This window comes from Sporosarcina highlanderae (assembly GCF_030433715.1).
GTDB lineage: Bacteria > Bacillota > Bacilli > Bacillales_A > Planococcaceae > Sporosarcina > Sporosarcina highlanderae.
In genome coordinates this window covers 110,772-131,218 of record NZ_JAROCC010000010.1, presented here as the reverse complement: position 1 = coordinate 131,218, position 20,447 = coordinate 110,772, and the positions used below count along the sequence as shown (strand labels likewise).

The following is a 20,447-nucleotide window of genomic DNA, read 5'->3' as shown; positions in this document are numbered from 1 at the left end:
AAGAGAAATTCGAATAGCTCGAGTTTCTTGCTGGCATCATTTAAGATGTCAATTTCGAATCCGAAGATTCGTTTTGTTCCTTTCACCGACAGGGTCGGCTCCAGAACTTTATTTGTTGACGTTTTGCTGTTCAGTTTTCAAGGTTCATTGTTTGTCCTTGTAAAAGCGACTTCTCTAATCTACCATGTTAAAGTTTTAGAGTCAAGCACTTTTTTGAATTAGTTTTTTCAGCTCTTTTCGAAGCTTGGTAACTAACTCCCTCAGCGACGTTTACTATAATAGCATGGGTCATTTCAGAATGTCAACACTAAAAATGAAAAGGACGAATAAATCGTCCTAATCCGCTTGTTTAAGCCCTACACTGTAGTCTCTATGGAAGACATACTCATTTTTCGATTCACTTTCCACTATCTGAATAAAACCTTTTTCAATCAAAAATTCAATCAGGACTTCAAGATTAATCGAGTACATCCGTAATTCCTCATGTTCATGAAGTTCCTGTATCGTCCACGTCTCCTTCTCGGACATGACACCCATAATATGTCGCGCTCCATCAAATGTCCGATTATGGATAAAAAACTCACTTGCAAGGAAAAGAAGTTCCAGTCTTTTTTCAATCGGTTCCTCGCTCATGATCAGTTCCTCATACAATTTATAGATTGCAGGATCGATCTTTTTGACTTGAGTCCAAACGGTGACCTCGGGTGCATAACCCTTTTCAATTACAGTCAATCTCGCAAGATGATGAAGGGATTGGATTGCATGGTGATAGGAATCCATATAGTTGAGCTGTTCGAAAAACATTTTCCCTTCCATATACACTCTGACTAAACGTGAAAGTTCAATCCCCATTTTTAATTTCCGTCCATAGAACGGGTACTCTCTTAACTCCTTCTTTAAACCCTCAACAAATTCATTGCGATCGAAAAAAACTTTCCCATAGAACAGCCAGTCGACCACTTTTCTCCTTGTACCTAATAGAAGCCATTTTCTCAGTTGCTTTTCGCTGATTACATGCATTGCCGCTTTTCCGCTTCCATCTGTGTAGTGTTTAGTATATATAGGGGTTTCATCATTCGAAGTTATGATCAACATGATTTCGTCAAATGTGTCTGTTATTGGATCTCCCGTGCCTCTTTTTTCTACTAAAATAACACCTAACGTTTCGGGTGAGCTTGCTCGTTCCTGATAAATTGGTCTAAGAACTTGTTCCATATTGACACCTCCACATCTATTTCTTCGACGGCACTTCTTAAAAATCCTTCACCAAAATATGATGTATATGGATTTTATGCTATATTGATTGAGGAACTACTTAAGGAGGATAAAGAATGAAACCTTATAAGAATAAAATAAACCGGATCCGTTCATTTGCATTATCCCTTATATTCCTTGGGGTTATTATAATGTATCTTGGGATTTTCTTCAGACAGAATGAGATCATCATGCTGATTTTCATGATTCTTGGACTTCTTGCTATTATCGGCAGTACAGTTGTTTATGCCTGGATCGGTACTTTGTCAACAAGGGCCGTGCAAATTGTTTGTCCGAATTGCGGTAAGTCGACTAAAATGCTTGGTCGTGTCGATATGTGCGGACATTGCAGGGAGCCGTTGACGTTGGACCCCACACTTGAAGGCAAGGAATTTGATGAAGCGTATAACCGTCCTACTAAAAACAAGAAAACAGTAAATAAATAAGAAAAACCGGTTCCTTTTTATAGTGGGAACCGGTTTTTCTATTTGTTTTTTGACCATTGTACATTCAAGATGCACATTCTGGACATGTACCATATACTTCAAGACGATGGGAATTGACTTTAAATCCAGTAACATGGGAAGCAAGATGTTCTACTTCCTCCAATCCAGGATGGTGGAAGTCAACAATTCTTCCGCAAACGTCGCAAATAATATGATAATGATCATGTGTCACAAAATCGAAACGGCTTGATGAATCACCGTAAGTAAGTTCCTTAACAAGTCCTGCATTCCGGAAAACCCGTAGATTATTATAAACAGTCGCGACACTCATATTCGGAAAATCAGCCTCAAGTGCTTTATATATTTCATCTGCTGTAGGATGCTGCTCAGAAGAAATAAGAAACTCTAAAATAGCATGCCTCTGTGGTGTAATTCGAACACCACTTTCCTTCAATGTGACAAGCGCGTCTTTCAAAAACACTTCAGACATCGCCAACACTCCAATCCATAAAGATTACTTCTTTATAATCATTATAATTAGTTTACTGAAGAAGGAGCTGTTTTGTCAATCAGGAAGGTACACTCCACCACTTTAATAGCCTTTTTCCGGATCAACCAAATTCGTTAATTCAACATTACCATTTTGCCACTTTTCCAGGTTCTCAGTGAAAAACTCCAATGCTCTTTCAATATACTTCCCAGAATGGCTGGATACATGCGGAGAAATCGTCACATTCGATAAATTCCAAAGCTCACTTTCAGCTTCCAATGGTTCCTTTTCATAGACGTCCAGTACAGCATGCCCTATCTCGCCATTTTTCAAAGCTTCTATCAGAATGGATTCCTTCACTAAATCCCCTCTACCAAAATTCATGAATGTGGCGGTCGGTTTCATTGCCATAAAATATCTTTCATCTAATAGGTACTTTGTTTCTGCTGTACTTGGTAAAATGGAAATGACATAATCAGCCTCAGGTAATCTTTCCAATAGATTATCGAACTGAATCGTTTCATCCATGCTCTCAGCGGGTCTACCGGAATGATTACAACCGATTGTCCGAACACCGAACGCTTGAAGAAGACGCCCGATTTCCGACCCGATTGCTCCTGGTCCAAGAATGATTGCTGTCGACCCGCGCAATTCCGTCTGCCGGACTCTCGTATTCCACTCTTTCCTTTTTTGTTGTTCATATAATGAAGGTAATGCCCGGGCAAGTGATAAAATATGCCCAATCACGGATTCGGCCATTGGCGTCTTATGGATTCCGCGGACATTACTGATGACAATTCCCCTTTCGGCAATTTCTGATAGGGGCATCTTTTCCACTCCGGCCGAAGCCACCATCAGCCACTTAAGGGATGTCGCCTTCTTAAGCACCGCAGAACTGATATCCCCTCCGTATGTAACGATTACTTCGAATTCATCAATCTGTGCTTCCTCGATTTCATTATTGTATTCAAATTGAACCCCGGGAAATCTTGACGTCAGATTTTCCATCTGCTCGGCTTTAACCTTAAAAGTGAATAATACATTCATCATCCCCACCCACTTTCTTATGCTTTCGTCAACTGTTCCAAAGTTGCAAGTGCTTCGTCAATATGGCCTGCCACTTTCACTTTCCGCCATTCCTTGACGACTGTACCCGTTGGATCGATCAGGAAAGTGGAACGCTCAATCCCCATATATTCCTTGCCGAACATTTTCTTTAATTTCCAAACACCATATTTCTCTGCGACCTCATGCTTTTCATCCACTAATAACGAAAAAGGCAGCCCTTGTTTTTCTATGAAACGTTGATGGGATGCCTCATTATCGGGGCTGACTCCTAAGATTACTGCATTCAAATTGCTGAAGTCTTCAAACGCATCCCTAAAATCACATGCTTGTGTTGTACAGCCTGGTGTCGCGTCTTTCGGATAGAAATAAAGAATGACATATTTCTTCCCCTCGAAATCACTCAGGGAAACTTTTTCGCCTTTTTCATTTGGTAATGTGAATTGTGGTGCCTGCATACCTTCCAACTTTTCCATTGTAAAATCCCTCCCTGTTTCATAAATCCATCGTACCGGACTACTGGTCCGGTTTCAATTTCTTTGGCGTATCGGCAATGTTTTGTTTAAAATAGGTAATGTAAGTGATTTGAACGGAGGAAATGTAAATGATTAGAACGAAGTCAGAACAAATCTATCAAGAAGCGTGTGAACATATCGTAGGAGGGGTAAACAGCCCTTCCCGTAGTTATAAAGCGGTTGGTGGTGGAGCACCTACAGTTATGGAGCGTGCACAAGGAGCTTATTTCTGGGACGTCGATGGCAATAAATACATCGATTACCTCGGAGCATATGGACCGATCATAACGGGACATGCTCATCCCCATATCGCAGAAGCAATTACGAAAGCTGCTACGACGGGGGTCCTATATGGAACACCGACCCCACATGAAGTGAAGTTCGCGAAAATGTTGAAAGAAGCGATCCCTTCGATGGACAAGGTCCGTTTCGTCAATTCAGGGACAGAAGCTGTCATGACAACAATCCGTGTTGCGAGAGCCTATACAGGCAGAACTAAAGTCATGAAGTTCGCAGGTTGCTATCACGGGCATTCGGATCTTGTTTTAGTTGCGGCCGGTTCCGGTCCCGCTACTTTAGGCACTCCCGATTCAGCAGGCGTCCCAGCATCCATCGCCCAAGAAGTGATCACCATCCCTTTCAATGACCCGGAAGGTTACAAACAGGCTATGGACAAATGGGGAGACCAACTTGCTTGTATTTTAGTTGAACCGATCGTCGGTAATTTCGGCATTGTCGAACCTAATGAAGGATTCCTTGAATTAGTTCACGAAATAGCAAAAGAAAAAGGTGCGCTTATCATCTATGATGAAGTGATCACCGCTTTCCGTTTCCACTATGGCGCTGCTCAAACAATGTTAGGCACGACTCCCGATTTAACTGCCTTCGGTAAAATTATTGGTGGCGGTTTGCCAATTGGAGCTTACGGCGGAAGAAAAGAAATTATGGATACAGTTGCTCCGTTAGGTCCAGCGTACCAAGCTGGGACAATGGCTGGAAACCCTGCGTCCATGCTATCAGGCATCGCTTGTTTGGAAGTATTGCAGCAACCGGGCATTTATGAAGAGATGGATCGTTTAGGTGGACTTCTTGAAGAAGGAATCCTTCAATCCGCTGAAAAACACGGTATCACATTAACGATTAACCGTCTTGGTGGTGCAATAACATTGTTCTTCACAGATGTGAAAGTGGAAAACTATGAGCAAGCTGAACAGACGGATGGAGAAATCTTCGGCAAGTTTTTCAAATTAATGTTAGAAAGAGGCATTAATCTTGCACCTTCAAAATATGAAGCTTGGTTTCTAACAATCGCGCATAAAGTGGAGGACATCAAACATACATTAGAGGCGGTTGATGAATCCTTTAAGGAGCTTGCGCGTCAATTAAACAGTTGACCTAATTGAACCATTAAGGTAAAGTTGCGGAAAATGAGTACTATATTATTTCTCTATAAGAAAGGATAATCCCATGAAACTTGGTGCCCGCATTTTTAAAACGGGTATTGCAATCGTTTTTGCATTGTTTATCGCAGATGTATTGAGTTTACCGAACCCGGTTTTCGCAGGAATTGCGGCCATCTTTGCGATTCAACCTACCATTTATCGATCTTATTTGACTATAGTGGAGCAAATACAAGGCAATCTTATTGGAGCCATTACAGCAATCATTTTTGTATTAGTATTTGGACATCAAATCGTGACTGTTGGCTTTGCTGCAGTCATCATCATTCTGATCATGTTGAAATTAGGGCTTGAAAAATCTGTTTCACTTGCGCTCGTTACAATGATTGCAATTATGGAAATCAAAGGAGATGCATTCCTCTCCTTCGCTACCCTTCGACTAGTGACGATCGTAATCGGAGTATTATCAGCATTCATCGTAAACTTGTTATTCATGCCACCCAAATACGAAACAAAGCTATTCCAAGCTATCCATCAGTCACAGGACGAAATCATCCGATGGATCCGACTTGCGGGGCGGCAAGCTTCTGAACATATTGCAACGAAGAAATCTTTGGATAAATTGAAAGAACGCCTTACAAACGTTAATCAGCTTTATACATTATTCAAAGAGGAACGAAGCTATTTTAAGAGAAATACAATGGCGAAAGCTCGAAAACTTGTTATTTACAGACAGATGATTGCCGCTTCCAAAAGTAGTTACGAAGTGCTTGCCCGGCTCCATAAATTTGAAAATGAATTGCTTAACTTGCCGGAACATTTCCGGATGATGATACAGGAACGGTTAGATTCTTTATTGACGTATCATGAGCAAATCCATTTGAAATTCGTAGGCAAGTTAAAATCCGGTAAATTGACTGAGAGCTTAAACGAGGAGTATATCCAACGCCAAGAAGTGATGGACATTTTCGCAAAAGAAATTGCCATTACAAAGGAAGAAGAGGAGTTTTCCGCATACCATCTCCTTCATGTGCTGTCCGCATTGTTGAACTACGAGGAACAATTAGAGCATCTCGATCGATTGATCATCTCCAATTCACGCAGGCATGGACATGAACTGAGCAAAGAACTTCAAAATGAAATCTTTTAAAAACCTCCTTGGGTCACAATGGCCCAAGGAGGTTTTTTCAGCTTTTCATTTTCGGATCCAGAGCATCACGCAAGCCGTCTCCCATTAAGTTAAATCCTAAGACTGTCAACATAATAGAGAGTCCAGGGAATATCATTGTCCACGGAGCAGATTGTAAATACGCTTTTGAATCCGCCAACATTTTCCCCCATTCCGGTTGAGGCGCTTCGGCACCTAATCCTAAAAAACCCAAAGCCGCGGCTTCAAGGATAGCAGTCGCCACCGCAAGCGTTCCTTGAACGATGACGGGAGCCATGGAATTAGGTAGGATATGTGAAAATAAAATACGGGCATCTTTCATTCCAATCGCTTTTGCTGCCGTAATATACTCGTCCTCTTTAATGCTAAGCACTTTTGAACGAATCAACCGTCCAAAATTCGGAACGTTAATAATCGCAATGGCAATCAATGCATTTTCAAGTCCCGGCCCTAAAACTGATACAATCGCGATAGCTAACAGTATCGAGGGAAATGCAAGCATAATATCAAAAATCCTTGAAATGATCGTATCCGTCCATCTACCGTAATACCCGGCTATGATTCCCAAGAAGCTACCTACGATAACCGAGGCAATGACGGATAGAAATCCAACCGAAAGCGATATTCTTGAACCATGGATGATACGGGACAATATATCTCTTCCAAAGTCATCTGTTCCAAGCCAGTACTCCGCTGATGGCGGGTGAAATCTATCTGGAGCAAACTGTTCGTTAACCCCCTCTTTTGCTATTAGGGGGCCGAATAGTGCTAGCAGTATGAAAAAAATGATAATAATCATCCCTGCAACAGCCGCTTTACTTTTTCTGAAGTTTCTCCATGCCTCTCGCCAAGGTCCAGCAGTCTTTTCTAATTTCACTTCGATATTTCCGTCCATTTTCGGCGTTAGTTCAGACATCCCGCATTCCCCCTCCCTTAGTCATATTTAATCCTTGAATCGATAAGGCCGTATAACAAATCGACGATCAAGTTAATCATGACAAATATGAAGGCGATGACGAGGATGCTTGATTGGATTACCGGGTAATCCCTGAAATTGATTGCATCGTAAATGTATCTCCCAATGCCTGGCCAAGCAAAGATTGTCTCAGTGAGAATAGCACCACCAAGCAACATGCCCATTTGAAGACCAATGACCGTCAAAATCGGTATGACAGCATTTTTGAACGCATGTTTATAAACGACCCAAAACATTTTTTGACCTTTAGCTCTTGCTGTCCTTATATAATCAGAACGCATCACTTCCAACATGCTTGAACGTGTCATCCTCGCAATTATAGCCATCGGAATAGTCGCCAACGCAATTCCAGGCAGTATTAGATGCCGCATTACTTGCCACAGCTGATCGAATCTTCCTTGTAAAAGCGTGTCGATAATATACAGATTAGTAATTGCGTGAACTGGATCTCTTACCTGCTCCCTTCCCGTCGTCGGCAGCCAAGAAAACTCAATCGCAAACACCCATTGACCTAATAACCCTAACCAAAAAATTGGCATAGAAACACCGACAAGCGCCAAAACCATCGCTATGTAATCAAACCATGAGTTTTGGAACCAAGCGGAAATGATCCCAGCATTTATGCCAATGATTATCGCTATAATAATTGCAAAGAATGCGAGTTCGATAGTCGCAGCCAAGTGCGGCCATATTTCATCTGCAACTGGAAGACGGGTCCGCATGGATTCTCCAAGATCGCCTTGTAAAATCCCGGCTAAGTACTTAAAAAACTGAGTAAACCATGGTTGATCTAATCCTAATTTTGCATTCATTGCTGCAATAGCTTCTGGTGTCGCCTGCTGCCCCAAAATGATTTGGGCCGGACTCCCGGGTATTGCTCGGATCATCATGAATACAATGAAGACCATGCCAAGTAGCACGGGTACAAGCTGTATTAGTCTTCTGCCGATATAGCTGAGCATCACCTTCACCTCACAAAATTGAAAAAGGGGAGAAATCTACTGATGCCCCCCCTTTTTGAGATTTAACTCCTCACTTAAATTCGACATTCGACAATACATCAGATCCTGTCGGATGCGGTAAGAAACCCTTCAAATCCTTTGTAGCTGCTAACAGCGGAGTCGAGTGAGCAAGCGGAACCCAAGGCGCTTCTTCGTGGATGATTTCCTGCGCTTTCTTGTAAAGCTCGACCCGCTTATTTTCATCTACCTCTGTTTGCGCTTGGATGAACAAATCATGCATTTTAGCATTTTTGAAATAAGTGTAGTTATTGCTGCCGATATTATCTTCATCCAATAGGACATATAGGAAGTTATCCGCGTCTCCATTATCCCCAGTCCAACCTAACATGAAAGCGTCCGCTTCCCCTTTGCTTGCCTTGTCTAAATAAGTTCCCCATTCATACGATACAATTTTCGCTTTTATGCCGATATCCGCTAAGTTACTCTGGATAACCTCCGCCACTTTCGCTCCGTCCGGCATGTATGGGCGCGGAACAGGCATTGCCCAAAGTTCCATCTCGAATCCGTCCGGGTATCCGGCTTTCGCTAATAACTCCTTCGCCTTTTGAGGATTGTATTCATATGGCTCGATGTCATCGTTATAGCCTGAAATAGATGGCGGCATCGGGTTTTTCGCAATGTTTGCTTGCCCTTCGAAGAAGGAATTGATGATCGTTTCCTTATCGATCGCATGATTCATTGCTTGGCGGACTTCCTTCTTATCAAAAGGAGGACGAGTTACCGTTAAACCAAGATAACCGACGTTCATGGAAGGACGTTTGATCAGTTGCAGATCGGCATTCCCCTCGATTTTCTCTGCATCGGAAGGATTGATACCATCCGCAAGATCGATTTCCCCCGCGATCAATGCATTCAGCCTTGCGGAGTTATCTGGAATCGATCTGAATACGATCTTGTTCAACTTTGGTAACCCTTTCTGCCAATACCCATCGAATTTTTTAATTGTAATTGAATCGTTCGGCTTCCATTCAACAAATTCGAAAGGACCCGTACCAACCGGATTTCTTTCAAATTGATCATCACCCTTTTCAAATGCTGTAGGGCTTGCAATGGCGAACATGCTCATCGCAATATTTTTCAAGAACGGAGCTTGAGTACGTTTCAGCTTGATGATGACCGTATAATCTCCATCCGCCGTGACCGATTCGATGACATGCCCCTCATCACCTTTAAAGCCGCCAAACATCGAGTTGTAATAAGGGAATTTGTCCGCATCCCCATTAGCCCAACGCTCGAAGTTCGCTACTACAGCATCTGCATTGAAGTCAGTTCCGTCATGGAACTTGACACCTTCCCGCAACTTGAATGTGTACGTTAAGCCGTCATCGGTATTCCATTCCTTCGCAAGACCAGGCTGGATTGATGTGTCTTGCTCCCCAAAATTCAATAATGTCTCGAATAGATTGACTGTAACCTTGAATGTCTCTCCTTCGGTCACTCTTGACGGATCCAGTGATTTGGAATCACCTCCGCGACCGAAAACCAATGTATCCTCCTTACTGCTAGAACTCCCCTTTCCACAGGCGGCAAGTGCAGTTGACAGGACTAACAGTAAAATCAGTGCAACTGACCACATTCTCTTTTTACTCATAGAGACCCCTCCATTTGTTTTATATCATTGTCAACTTTGCTATCGTAAAGATGGCAAGCGACAGAATGACCCATAGGCTGTTCATTTAGTCGAGGTGTAACTTTTGTACAAATATCCATTTTGAAAGGGCAACGTGTATGGAATGTGCAACCAGTGGGCGGGTCGGCTGGATTCGGGATGTCGCCTTCTATGATGATCTGTTCCTTCTGATAATCCGGATCCGGTACGGGGACAGCCGAAAGTAATGCCTGTGTATAAGGATGTAGCGGTTTTTCATAAAGCTGTTCACTACCCGCGACTTCGACTATCTTCCCTAAATACATTACAGCGACGCGGTCGCTAATATGTCGCACTACCCCAAGATCATGAGCGATAAAAATATAGGTGAGGTTAAATTCTTTTTGCAAGTCTTGCATGAGGTTCAATACCTGAGCCTGAATGGAAACGTCCAATGCTGAAACCGGTTCATCCGCAATGATCAATTTCGGATTAGTCATCAGTGCACGCGCAATTCCGATGCGTTGCCTCTGACCACCGCTGAACTGGTGTGGATAGCGCTTCGCATGATATTCATTCAAACCGACAATTTCAAGGAACTCATAGACCTTCTTTTTTCTTTCTTTCGAATCTGAAATCCCATGGACAATAAGTGGTTCCTCCAGTATTTTTCCAATCGTATGCCTTGGATTCAACGAAGCATAAGGGTCTTGGAAAACCATCTGTATGTCACGACGTGTGATTCTCATCTCTTCATGTGATAAAGAGGTCAATTCTTTTCCGTCAAATTCCACAACGCCTTGGGTTGGCTCTAACAAACGCATCAGTAAGCGACCTGTCGTCGATTTCCCACAACCGCTTTCACCTACTATCCCAAGTGTCTCTCCTTCATTCACATGAAATGATAGATCATCGACGGCTTTTACATAGCCTATGGTCTTTCCGAATAACCCTTTTTTTATCGGGAAGTATTTCTTTAGATTTTCAACTTTCAATAATGGCTTCGTGCCCATCCTGCTTCACCCTTTCATCGTCGTATAAGAAACATCGGGTTTGATGAACATCTGCCGTCTTGTAAAGTTCAGGATTTTCTTTCAAGCATCGATCGAATGCAAATTCGCAACGCTCCGCAAATCTGCAACCGTTCTTGATAGACCCCGGCTTCGGTACATTTCCCGGAATGGAGTAAAGACGGTCCTTTTTAAATCGCATATCCGGTACCGACTGAATCAGCCCTTGCGTATAAGGATGTTGCGGATTCTCAAAAATGAGCTTAGTCGGCGCCTCTTCGATTATTTGTCCCGCGTACATGACGATAACCCTTTCGCAAGTCTCGGCGACCACGCCTAAATCATGGGTGATTAATAATATCGCAGTCCCTAAACGGACATTCAATTCTTTCATCAGCTTTAATATTTGTGCCTGGATTGTCACGTCAAGTGCGGTAGTTGGCTCATCAGCAATCAATATTTTCGGATTGCAAACGAGCGCCATCGCAATCATTACCCTCTGTCGCATGCCTCCGGATAACTGATGAGGATAATCTTTCATTAACGCATCCGCCCGGGGCAAGCCAACAAGTTTTAATATCTCAATCGCTCTTGTTTCCGCCTTTTTCTTAGACCAATCTTTTTCATGGATCAGTATTGCTTCAACCATCTGATTGCCAATTGTGAATAAAGGATTCAGTGAAGTCATTGGCTCCTGAAATATCATCGCAATTTCATTGCCACGAATTTCCCTCATTTCTTTTTCCGATAATCCTGTTAAATCTCGTGTATTATATAGGATTTCACCACCGACAATTTTTCCAGGAGGATTGGGTATGAGGCCCATTATGGAAAGGGAAGTTACACTTTTCCCACATCCCGACTCCCCTACAATGCCTAATATTTCTCCATCGAATAGATGAAAATCGATATGATCGACTGCCGGAATTTCGCTAAAATCCGTGAAAAAGGTAGTTTGTAAGTCGTTAACTTCAAGAATTCGTTTTCGCTGGCTCATCAGATCACCTTTTCGTTATAGTAAGACACCCAATTAATCTTTCTATCAATAGATAGTGTATTTATCTACTGACCAAAAAATGCGCCTTATCGAAATCCGCTTCAGTTTTAAAACATAAAAAAAGCTACCGATAATGTTCGGTAGCTTTACCTATCATATAGTTTGAACTTGAAACAGATTATAATAGATGCCTTTTTTCTCCATCAGTTCTGTATGGTTACCGGCTTCTTTCAACTCTCCGTGGTCAATTACAAAAATCTTGTCTGCATGGGTGATTGTTGACAACCTGTGGGCAACGATCAGCGTTGTCCGATCACTGGCCAATCGTTCAAGAGATTCTTGAATAAGCGCTTCACTTTCTAAATCCAAAGAAGACGTCGCTTCATCAAGTATAAGCAATGGAGGATTCTTTAGAAATACCCGTGCAATGGCAATCCGCTGCTTCTGCCCGCCGGATAGCTTTACGCCTCGCTCGCCAACTGTCGTTTCATATCCATCCGGTAAAGATTCGATGAAGTCATGGGCATTCGCTGCTTTAGCGGCAGCAATCACTTCCTCATCCGTCGCATCCGGATTCCCCATCATTATGTTACTTTTCACAGAATCACTGAACAGAATGCTATCCTGTAAGACGATTCCGATTTGGTCTCGCAAAGACTTCAGTTGGACATCCCGCAAATCATGTCCATCCATTCGAATCGAGCCCGATGTTACGTCATAAAACCGTGGTATCAAGCTGACAATTGTCGACTTACCGCCGCCACTCATTCCAACAAGCGCTACCGTCTCACCCGGTTTGACTGTAAAATTAACATTCCGTAGCACATGCTCGTCTTCCTCACTATAAGTGAAACTAACATTCTCAAATTGGATTTCCCCATTAATTCGCGGTAATGCCTTCGCTCCATCTTTATCCTTAATATCATAAGGCTCTTCCATCAGTTCGAAAACCCGGTCCATCGAAGCGAAAGACTGCGTCAACGAAGTAGACGCATTAACTAATCTTCGGAGCGGATTATAAAGCCGATCGATATAAGCGATGAACGCTACCATTACACCAATTGATAAAGGACCGTTTATCACCTGATAACCTGCATAGGCAATCACTAAAAGGGGTGCAACATCTGTAATCGTGTTAACAACGGCGAACGCTTTCGCATTCCATCTTGTATGATCAATTGCCTTATCAAGGAAATTCCCATTCGTTTCATCAAAACGTTGCTGCTCTTTATCCTCAAGAGCAAAGCTTTTAATGACGCTAATGCCAGATACCCTTTCGTGCAAATAACTTTGCACATCCGCAAGCGCCTGGGATCTTTTTCTTGTTAACGTTCTTAGCTTACCGAAGAAATGCTTCACACTATACGCATAAAACGGGAATGCTAATAATGTAACAAGCGTCAACGGTACATCCATCGATAGCATAATAATGATTGCGATAATAATTGTAGCGAAGTCTAACCATACATTCATAAGACCGATCATCACAAAGTTCTTCGTCTGCTCAACATCATTAATCACACGGGAAATGACTTCACCTGCACGAGTATTGGAATAAAATCGCAGACCCAATCTCTGTAAATGCGAATACAAATTTTCACGTATATCGTACAGGATTTTATTACTGACATATTGTGCATAATATTGACGGTAATACTCGACAGGCGGTCTGATAATGAAAAAGACTAACGCCGTTCCACCGAGCCATATGAATAACTGCTTTGTCTTTTCAGCATTGCTGAGCGTTTCTGCACCAATAATATCGTCAATGACAATTTTAATAAGATACGGGATGAATAATGGAATTGCAAACTTTACAATACCTATTAAAACAGTCAAGACAATTAGCCAATTATAAGGCTTTACAAATTTAAGATAACGTTTTATACTTTCTCCCAACGTCTTCCCCCCTAAAAAGCATTATAAAAAGCCTTACTGCATGTGGATGCAGACAGGCTTTCATTAATCACTCTTTTTAACCTGTTTATAGAACCGATACCTTGAAGTCCAGACTTCAATAAAATCGGGTGCAAATGGGCCTTTGCGCTGTTTAATCCACATAAGCAGCTTATCAAGGTTGCGTTTTAATATTTGATCGATCACTTCCGGGTAATTCATCTTCTTTTTATGTTCAGCATATTCATCCTCATCAAGGATCAGATAGCTCATATCAGGAAACACCTTAACGTCCAAATCATAATCAATGTATTTCAATGAATGATGATCATAGACGAACGGCGAACTCATATTGACATAATAGTAAACCCCATCTTCACGAAGCATGCAAATTATATTGAACCAATGTTCGGCATGGAAATAGCAGATGGACGGCTCTCGAGTCAACCATGTTCTACCGTCCGCTTCCGTTACAAGCGTCCTTTCATTTGCACCAATCACAATATTGCGTGTTCCTTTCAAGACGGTCGTTTCCTGCCAGACACGATGAATGTTTCCGTCATGTTTATAACTGTGTACTTGTATCGTTTCTCCTTCTTTAGGTATTGTCATCAAAAAAACCACCTTTAAATTTCACAAAACTCAATATTCGTATATTATACCAATTGAAGGTATAAATTTGAAACGATTTAGCTTAACTGTCAAGACAATTTAAAAGCCGGCAGCTTTCGCTGCCGGCTTTTAGAGATGTAAATCCATTATTTAGACTGATTTTCCGAACCGAAAGCACCACCAGATGTGTTAGTCTTGTTCATTTCAGACTGTTGGTTTTGCTTACGTACTTCGTTCACGTCAGTCTCAGATCCAAACTCTTCAGACATGATTTGCTGCTTCACTTTGTTTGCGTTTGTGAATGAAGCTTGTGGCGCTTGTTTACCGAAGTTTTGCTGATTTTTGTTTGGCATGGATTTTCACCTCCGTGACCAATATGATATGCAATACGGTTTTTTTTATCCTTTGGTATTTTTTTCTGTTTTTTTGAGCTGATCCCAAATCTTTAAAACCGGCACCGCTTTCGGCAGTGCATCAACTTCTGTTGCAGAAAAAAAGCTATATCCAACTGGTGCTCCGTCTTTTGTTAGCGCCAAATACGCTTCCACTTCCCAGATGAGATGGGAAAAGACGTGTTTGAATTGGATCAGCGGATCAATGCTTTTAAGTTTAATCCCTATATTCAACTTCAAAATTTCCTCAGGTTTTGCCGTTCCGGTAATTTCAATCATCGGGAATTCCCACATATCCGCTAGTAAGCCTGTAGATGGCCGTTGCTTCATAAGCCATTTCCCTTCAGAATTCCTTACAGCAAAGGCAGTTAACGGAATGGTCTTCACTTTCGTCTTTTTGGATTTTACAGGCAATTTCTCTTGTCGTCCTTCGTGAAATGCATGGCAAAAATCTCGAACTGGGCAAAGAAGACATCTTGGTTTCGGTGTACAAATCGTCGCGCCTAACTCCATTAAAGCCTGATTGAATGAAGATGGATCCTTTTCGTCGATCAATTCCATTACGACTTCTTCAAAGATTTTTCGATTACGTGGAATTGCTATATCATCCTCTATAAGAAGAAGACGTGAAAGAACCCGCATCACATTCCCGTCCACTGCATGTTCGGGAACTCCGAAAGCAATACTAAGAACAGCCCCAGCAGTATAAGGACCGACACCTTTTAACTTCGATATCTCTTTTCGGTTCTTTGGTATTTCACTTCCATATTTCTCTACAACTTCCCGTACTCCTGACTGGAGGTTTTTCACTCGTGAATAATAGCCCAAGCCTTCCCACATCTTAAGTACATCTTCTTCCTTGGCAACAGCCAAATCGGCAAGCGACGGAAATTTTTCGATAAACCGTTCATAATACGGGATTACAGTATCGACACGGGTTTGCTGCAACATAACCTCTGAAACCCATATATAATAGGGATTATCTGTCCTTCTCCAAGGCAGATCCCTTTTCTCTCTTAAATACCATGTAATTAATGCACTTCTAAATTCTGATTTCCGTTCAAACAGTTGCATGAAATCCTCCATATTGCATATGCTTTTCGTTAATGAAAAATAGGGTATATAATAAATAAAGATAGTTAAAACATTCCACATCCATTGTCTAAGCAACGTAAGGGAGTGATTATTTGGATACCGGAACACATATTGTCATGGGTGCCGCCATTTGCGGTCTGACGTTGGCAGACCCCGTCGTAGCATCAGATTCAGTTACAATGACAGCTGTTTTTATTGGAGTTGTGTCCGGCTCTTTGATTCCTGACATTGATACTGTACTTAAATTGAGGAATAATGCAGTTTATATACGAAATCACAGAGGGATTACGCATTCAATTCCAGCTGTATTGTTATGGCCGCTCGTCTTATCCATTCTGCTGTCGTTTTTAGTCCCTAATGCTGCATTCTTCCATGTGTGGGCATGGACATTTTTAGCAGTGTTTGTCCATGTGTTTGTTGATATTTTTAATGCATACGGCACGCAAGCATTAAGGCCATTTTCCGATAAATGGGTGGCCATCGGAGTTATTAATACGTTTGACCCGATTATATTCGCACTGCATATCGCTGCGCTTTCTGCCTGGATGTTCGGTGCTGAACCGGTTCTCACATTTGTGATTCTTTATGTTGTGATTTTCCTGTATTATTTGCTCCGCTTTGCTTTGAAGGCAGCGGTGAAACATGCAGTCCAAGTAACGATACCTGATGCAGAAGAAATTTTCATCGCACCGACGATGTATTTTTTCCAATGGAGGGTAGCCGCTTCGAATAAGGAATGTCACTTTGTAGGACGAGCCTACGGGCGTTCCGTCAACATTTATGACAGATTCGAACGTGAATCGATGCCAAAATCTCCTTACATCGATGCAGCAATGGAAGATCGAAATATTCAGGCATTCGTTTCCTTTTCGCCAATTTACAGATGGTCAGTTTCCCATGTAGGAGATCTATACGAGGTCAGACTTATTGACTTGCGCTACCGTAGCAAAGACTATTATCCTTTCGTCGCAGTAGCCCATATCAATAACGAAATGGAAGTTGTCAATTCATATACGGGATGGATTTTTTCAGAAGATAAACTTCTTAAAAAACTTAACTTTGTCCCGAATTCCTAATACCATCCAGCTACAGGAGGCAGCCCCTCGAGTCGCTTCAGTCTTGAAGCAAAAGGCAAAAAGCGCCCTTTGTTCAAGACCTCCAGCGCTTGTCGGGGCTAACCGCCCCCTTCCGCTTTTGTTAGTCATAACCCTTTTTTGACCGGCTGTAACATCGCAATCGGCAATGCTTCTTCAGCCCGCTCACCGCCCAAGCGGTAGCCCCATGCAAAACGGCCTTTCAGATAATCCACATGGAAAAACACACCTTCATCGCCTTCAATTCGGTATATTTCCCCTTTAATGATTGTTTTCGGGTCGATCATATAGGATTTTGCCATCAACGCTTTGCGCTGGTAAACAGCAAACTCATTGATCATGCCCATTTGCTCAGCCTTACGCGCTTTCTCCATAAGACTTCCAATTTCCGAACGCAATTCATGCTCATTCATTTCACTATATTTTTTACTGGTCTCCATCTTCTTCGTTCTCCTTTTTTTCGATGAATCGCTCAATCCGTTCGAGCGGAATCCCTTTTTGGTACATCGATTGCTTGACCCGATTCCTCAATTCGTATCCGGAATACTTAGATTTGTACCGCCGCCACGCTTTTTCTCCAACTGAACTGCTGATTGAATCCCATTCGTCCTCTTCCCTGCCAAAATCGATTTCTTCCATCACACTGCCAATCAGGCTAAAGGAGAATCCTTTTCGAGCCAAGGCGTTCTGGATTTTCTGTTTTAATTGCGCGGGCGCAATAGATCTGTTGGAAGCAGCCGCTTTTTCAGCAAGCCTTTTGGCAACAGCGAACTGTTCCTCTTCTGAATAGTTTTCAAGCACTTGCTCCTGCAACTCCTTCCCGACCCCTTTTTTCTGTAATTCCTGTTGGATCGCTTTCGGACCTTTGTTAGATGCATTCTTTTGGGTTCGCATTAAAGCTTCGGAAAATGCTTGATCATCCAAAAAACCGAGTCTTCTAAGTTTCACTATAGCCTCCAAGACCACAGCTTCACCATATTCCAAATCCATCAATTTTTTCTTCACTTCAAACTCGCTTCGCATTCTAAACGACAGGAAATGCAACGCACGATTAAATGCTTTTTCAATCCGGTCTTCATAAGCTATTTCATCCATCGCCCATTCGTCAAGTTGCATTCCCTTGGTCAATCCAAACTTTACAAGGACCGATTCATGAACGCTAAAAGCATATTTATCATCTATGAATATATTATAACGTTCGGTATCACGCTTTTGTTGTGTGATTTTCGTTAGTACACCCAATTACGCTCGACCTCCCCACTTACTATAAGTATACATGTTCTGTCTGAGGAGGTCAGCATATACAGTCAATCACCTTCAGCTTTTCGATGTATATTATAGTCACCTCTGCACATCCTACGAAAAAAGGAGATGTGTGCGTATGGTTGAAGAACATGGTCCTGGTATTCTCATGGCCGCTTTCATAATTGTCGTCGGTATACTATTTAATCCATTTGCAGCAAAAGCAGAAGAATTCCATTGGGGTTTCAAAAAATCGGTAAACGGAATTCCACCAGATGCCGGGGCAGCTCTTAATTCAATGCTCGAAAAGCACGGGGCCATCTATAAAGGAAAACCGGATGAGAAAGTGGCTTATTTATCATTTGATAACGGTTACGAGAACGGTTACACAGAAAGTATATTGGACACATTAAAAAAAGAAAATGTACCAGCTACTTTTTTCCTAACTGGACACTATTTAAAAAGCGCCGCCCCACTTGTACAGCGTATGGTGAAGGATGGGCATGGAATCGGCAATCATTCATTTGACCATCCTAATATGGCAAACTTGACTGAAGAAAGAATGGAAGAGGAATGGAAGAAATTCGATGAACTACTCTATAAAACAACAGGTGTAAAACGGACAAATTACGCGAGACCCCCTGAAGGTATTTTCAATGATACCGTCTTAAGGAAAGGTAATGAATTAGGGTATCGTCATATATTTTGGTCTGTCGCGTTCATAGATTGGCATGCCAATAAACCACGTGGCAAAGCGTACGCTTATAATGAACTGATGAATCAGCTTCACCCCGGCGCCGTTATACTAATGCATACAGTGTCACCTGATAACGCCGAGGCATTGCCAGATTTCATTAGGGATGCAAAAAAAGCGGGTTATGAATTCCGAACGCTTGATGATCTTGTTCTGGAATATGAAAATGTTGATATGATCTTAAGATGATTTTAGAAGCATCCTCATGACGGGATGCTTCTTGTTGATTTGCCGAATAAAGAAACAAGGAATATCAGGCCAAATAAAACTGAAATAATGAGAAGGTAACTGACATCAGACACGAATTCAAGGAATAATCCACCTGCGAAAGGTCCAGTCAAACTTCCGAGGCTGAAGAAGATTCCACATAACAGATTCCCAGTAGGTAAAAGATCTTTCGGGGTTAAATCCGACATGTAAGAAATGCCAAGGGAAAATATCGAACCTACAAATAGTCCTGCGATAAAAATTGTCAGTATAATCAATGGAACTGAATTACCCATCATACTTGCAGACCAAAATGCGACTGACCCGCCACCATATGCGGTAACGACAACGGCGTGCCTACCTATTCGATCCGACAGCATTCCAAGTGGGATTTGTGACACAATACCTCCAATTGAAAACGTAGCAAGGATGAGCGAGACTGAAGTGAGTTCCAGTCCATTTCGTAAAGCGTACACGGGATACATTGCGTTCAAAGATGATTCAAGGAATCCATATCCAAATGGGCCTAAAAAAGCGATCCAGGCAACCCCGATCGTGATCTTCGCTCGTTTTAAAAAACTTCCTGTCTCCACATTCCCCTTTAACACTTCAGGACGTTCGTTTTTCAAGGAGAAGACCAAAAGCCATGCCATCATGCATAGCAATCCAGAAACGATGAATGGCAACCCTTCAAAAATATTCACAAGTGGTGCGAATAACGGTCCAGCCGCAAATCCAACACTAAACGACACGCCATAAATTGCAATATTCCTACCTAATCTTGCTTGCGTTGAAGTGCTCGTTATCCAAGTTTGTGTCGAAAAATGGAGCGCATGGTCCCCAATTCCGATTAACAATCTTAATATGAACCAAAAGAAAATGTTTTTCCATAATGGAAAAAGAAGCAAAGATGAAAAGACAATAATCCCACCTAAAATGATGACAGGTTTATATCCATATTTTCTAAGCGGCGCTTCCATAAATGGAGAAATCAGTAGGGTGCCTATGTACAATCCTGTTGCATTCAGCCCATTCAAAGCGCTCGATAGCCCATCGCGTTCAAATATGGCTGATATAAGCGGCAATAACATGCCTTGGGAAAAACCTGAAATCGAAACAATGATAACAAGGATCCAAAACCTTCGTTGTTCAGGTTGTTGTATGGTATTCATTTGTAAAACGCTCCTTAATTCACAAAATCATCTATAATAGTAGCATAAGGAG

General features: G+C 42.0%; 22 protein-coding genes. 6 read left to right on the top strand and 16 right to left on the bottom strand.

Translation table 11 applies throughout. The features are described from left to right. Nucleotides 1-222 (top strand): hypothetical protein (locus tag P5G49_RS13080; protein WP_301244417.1); only part of this gene is annotated, 222 nt, incomplete at its 5' end. 114 nt (nt 223-336) lie between these two features. Here P5G49_RS13080 and P5G49_RS13075 read toward each other — a convergent pair. Next, nucleotides 337-1,215: a nucleotidyltransferase-like protein gene (locus tag P5G49_RS13075; protein ID WP_301244415.1), complete on the bottom strand. Its 879-nt coding sequence runs from the start codon at nt 1,213-1,215 to the stop codon at nt 337-339. A 116-nt stretch (nt 1,216-1,331) separates the two neighbouring features. Between P5G49_RS13075 and P5G49_RS13070 the strand changes: the two genes are divergently transcribed. Further along, nucleotides 1,332-1,700 (top strand): YgzB family protein, encoded by a 369-nt coding sequence (locus P5G49_RS13070; protein ID WP_301244413.1) that lies wholly within the window; start codon nt 1,332-1,334, stop codon nt 1,698-1,700. Between the two features lie 64 nt (nt 1,701-1,764). On the opposite strand, the gene perR is transcribed toward P5G49_RS13070, so the two are convergent. From perR to bcp, 3 genes are all read right to left on the bottom strand, one after another. Beyond that, nucleotides 1,765-2,190: a peroxide-responsive transcriptional repressor PerR gene (gene perR / locus P5G49_RS13065; RefSeq protein ID WP_301244411.1), complete on the bottom strand. Its 426-nt coding sequence runs from the start codon at nt 2,188-2,190 to the stop codon at nt 1,765-1,767. A 102-nt stretch (nt 2,191-2,292) separates the two neighbouring features. After that, nucleotides 2,293-3,237, bottom strand: a complete 945-nt coding sequence (locus tag P5G49_RS13060; protein ID WP_301244432.1) for a D-2-hydroxyacid dehydrogenase — start codon at nt 3,235-3,237, stop codon at nt 2,293-2,295. Between the two features lie 17 nt (nt 3,238-3,254). Continuing rightward, nucleotides 3,255-3,731, bottom strand: a complete 477-nt coding sequence (gene bcp, locus P5G49_RS13055) for a thioredoxin-dependent thiol peroxidase (RefSeq protein ID WP_301244409.1) — start codon at nt 3,729-3,731, stop codon at nt 3,255-3,257. 128 nt (nt 3,732-3,859) lie between these two features. On the opposite strand from bcp, the gene P5G49_RS13050 reads away from it, so the two are divergent. Both P5G49_RS13050 and P5G49_RS13045 read left to right on the top strand, forming a co-directional pair. Then, complete coding sequence (locus P5G49_RS13050; RefSeq protein WP_301244407.1) at nt 3,860-5,164, top strand: glutamate-1-semialdehyde 2,1-aminomutase; 1,305 nt, start codon at nt 3,860-3,862, stop codon at nt 5,162-5,164. A gap of 73 nt (nt 5,165-5,237) precedes the next feature. Beyond that, a complete protein-coding gene (locus P5G49_RS13045) occupies nt 5,238-6,320 on the top strand; it encodes an FUSC family protein (RefSeq protein WP_301244405.1) in 1,083 nt (360 codons plus the stop codon). A 37-nt stretch (nt 6,321-6,357) separates the two neighbouring features. On the opposite strand, the gene nikC is transcribed toward P5G49_RS13045, so the two are convergent. From nikC to mutY, 9 genes are all read right to left on the bottom strand, one after another. Continuing rightward, nucleotides 6,358-7,254: a nickel transporter permease gene (nikC, locus tag P5G49_RS13040; RefSeq protein ID WP_301244403.1), complete on the bottom strand. Its 897-nt coding sequence runs from the start codon at nt 7,252-7,254 to the stop codon at nt 6,358-6,360. Nucleotides 7,255-7,271: 17 nt separating this feature from the next. Continuing rightward, on the bottom strand, nt 7,272-8,276 hold the full coding sequence (locus tag P5G49_RS13035) for an ABC transporter permease (RefSeq protein WP_301244401.1): 1,005 nt from the start codon (nt 8,274-8,276) through the stop codon (nt 7,272-7,274). Between the two features lie 70 nt (nt 8,277-8,346). Continuing rightward, nucleotides 8,347-9,927 carry an ABC transporter substrate-binding protein gene (locus P5G49_RS13030; RefSeq protein WP_301244399.1) on the bottom strand — a complete coding sequence of 527 codons (1,581 nt, stop codon included), beginning with the start codon at nt 9,925-9,927 and terminating at the stop codon, nt 8,347-8,349. After that, the gene (locus P5G49_RS13025; protein ID WP_301244398.1) at nt 9,924-10,937 is read right to left on the bottom strand and encodes an ABC transporter ATP-binding protein; all 1,014 of its coding nucleotides are present in this window, start codon (nt 10,935-10,937) and stop codon (nt 9,924-9,926) included. Before P5G49_RS13025 ends, P5G49_RS13030 begins: the two co-directional genes overlap by 4 nt. Next, nucleotides 10,909-11,931, bottom strand: a complete 1,023-nt coding sequence (locus P5G49_RS13020) for an ABC transporter ATP-binding protein (protein WP_301244397.1) — start codon at nt 11,929-11,931, stop codon at nt 10,909-10,911. The genes P5G49_RS13025 and P5G49_RS13020 overlap by 29 nt, the downstream gene beginning before the upstream one ends. A gap of 153 nt (nt 11,932-12,084) precedes the next feature. After that, nucleotides 12,085-13,830: an ABC transporter ATP-binding protein gene (locus P5G49_RS13015; protein WP_301244395.1), complete on the bottom strand. Its 1,746-nt coding sequence runs from the start codon at nt 13,828-13,830 to the stop codon at nt 12,085-12,087. Nucleotides 13,831-13,893: 63 nt separating this feature from the next. Next, the gene (gene ntdP, locus P5G49_RS13010) at nt 13,894-14,439 is read right to left on the bottom strand and encodes a nucleoside tri-diphosphate phosphatase (RefSeq protein ID WP_301244393.1); all 546 of its coding nucleotides are present in this window, start codon (nt 14,437-14,439) and stop codon (nt 13,894-13,896) included. 146 nt (nt 14,440-14,585) lie between these two features. Then, the gene (locus P5G49_RS13005) at nt 14,586-14,792 is read right to left on the bottom strand and encodes a gamma-type small acid-soluble spore protein (protein WP_301244391.1); all 207 of its coding nucleotides are present in this window, start codon (nt 14,790-14,792) and stop codon (nt 14,586-14,588) included. A gap of 45 nt (nt 14,793-14,837) precedes the next feature. Beyond that, entirely contained in the window at nt 14,838-15,905 is a 1,068-nt protein-coding gene (gene mutY / locus P5G49_RS13000; protein WP_301244389.1) for an A/G-specific adenine glycosylase, read from the bottom strand. 113 nt (nt 15,906-16,018) lie between these two features. On the opposite strand from mutY, the gene P5G49_RS12995 reads away from it, so the two are divergent. Then, a complete protein-coding gene (locus tag P5G49_RS12995) occupies nt 16,019-17,002 on the top strand; it encodes a metal-dependent hydrolase (RefSeq protein ID WP_301244387.1) in 984 nt (327 codons plus the stop codon). A gap of 125 nt (nt 17,003-17,127) precedes the next feature. Here P5G49_RS12995 and P5G49_RS12990 read toward each other — a convergent pair whose 3' ends face one another. Beyond that, nucleotides 17,128-17,460: a YfhH family protein gene (locus P5G49_RS12990; RefSeq protein ID WP_301244385.1), complete on the bottom strand. Its 333-nt coding sequence runs from the start codon at nt 17,458-17,460 to the stop codon at nt 17,128-17,130. Then, nucleotides 17,447-18,262: a recombination regulator RecX gene (gene recX / locus P5G49_RS12985; RefSeq protein WP_301244383.1), complete on the bottom strand. Its 816-nt coding sequence runs from the start codon at nt 18,260-18,262 to the stop codon at nt 17,447-17,449. The genes P5G49_RS12990 and recX overlap by 14 nt, the downstream gene beginning before the upstream one ends. 139 nt (nt 18,263-18,401) lie before the next feature. On the opposite strand from recX, the gene P5G49_RS12980 reads away from it, so the two are divergent. After that, on the top strand, nt 18,402-19,205 hold the full coding sequence (locus P5G49_RS12980; protein WP_301244381.1) for a polysaccharide deacetylase family protein: 804 nt from the start codon (nt 18,402-18,404) through the stop codon (nt 19,203-19,205). A 14-nt stretch (nt 19,206-19,219) separates the two neighbouring features. On the opposite strand, the gene P5G49_RS12975 is transcribed toward P5G49_RS12980, so the two are convergent. Further along, a complete protein-coding gene (locus P5G49_RS12975; RefSeq protein WP_301244379.1) occupies nt 19,220-20,395 on the bottom strand; it encodes an MFS transporter in 1,176 nt (391 codons plus the stop codon). Nucleotides 20,396-20,447: the final 52 nt, after the last annotated feature.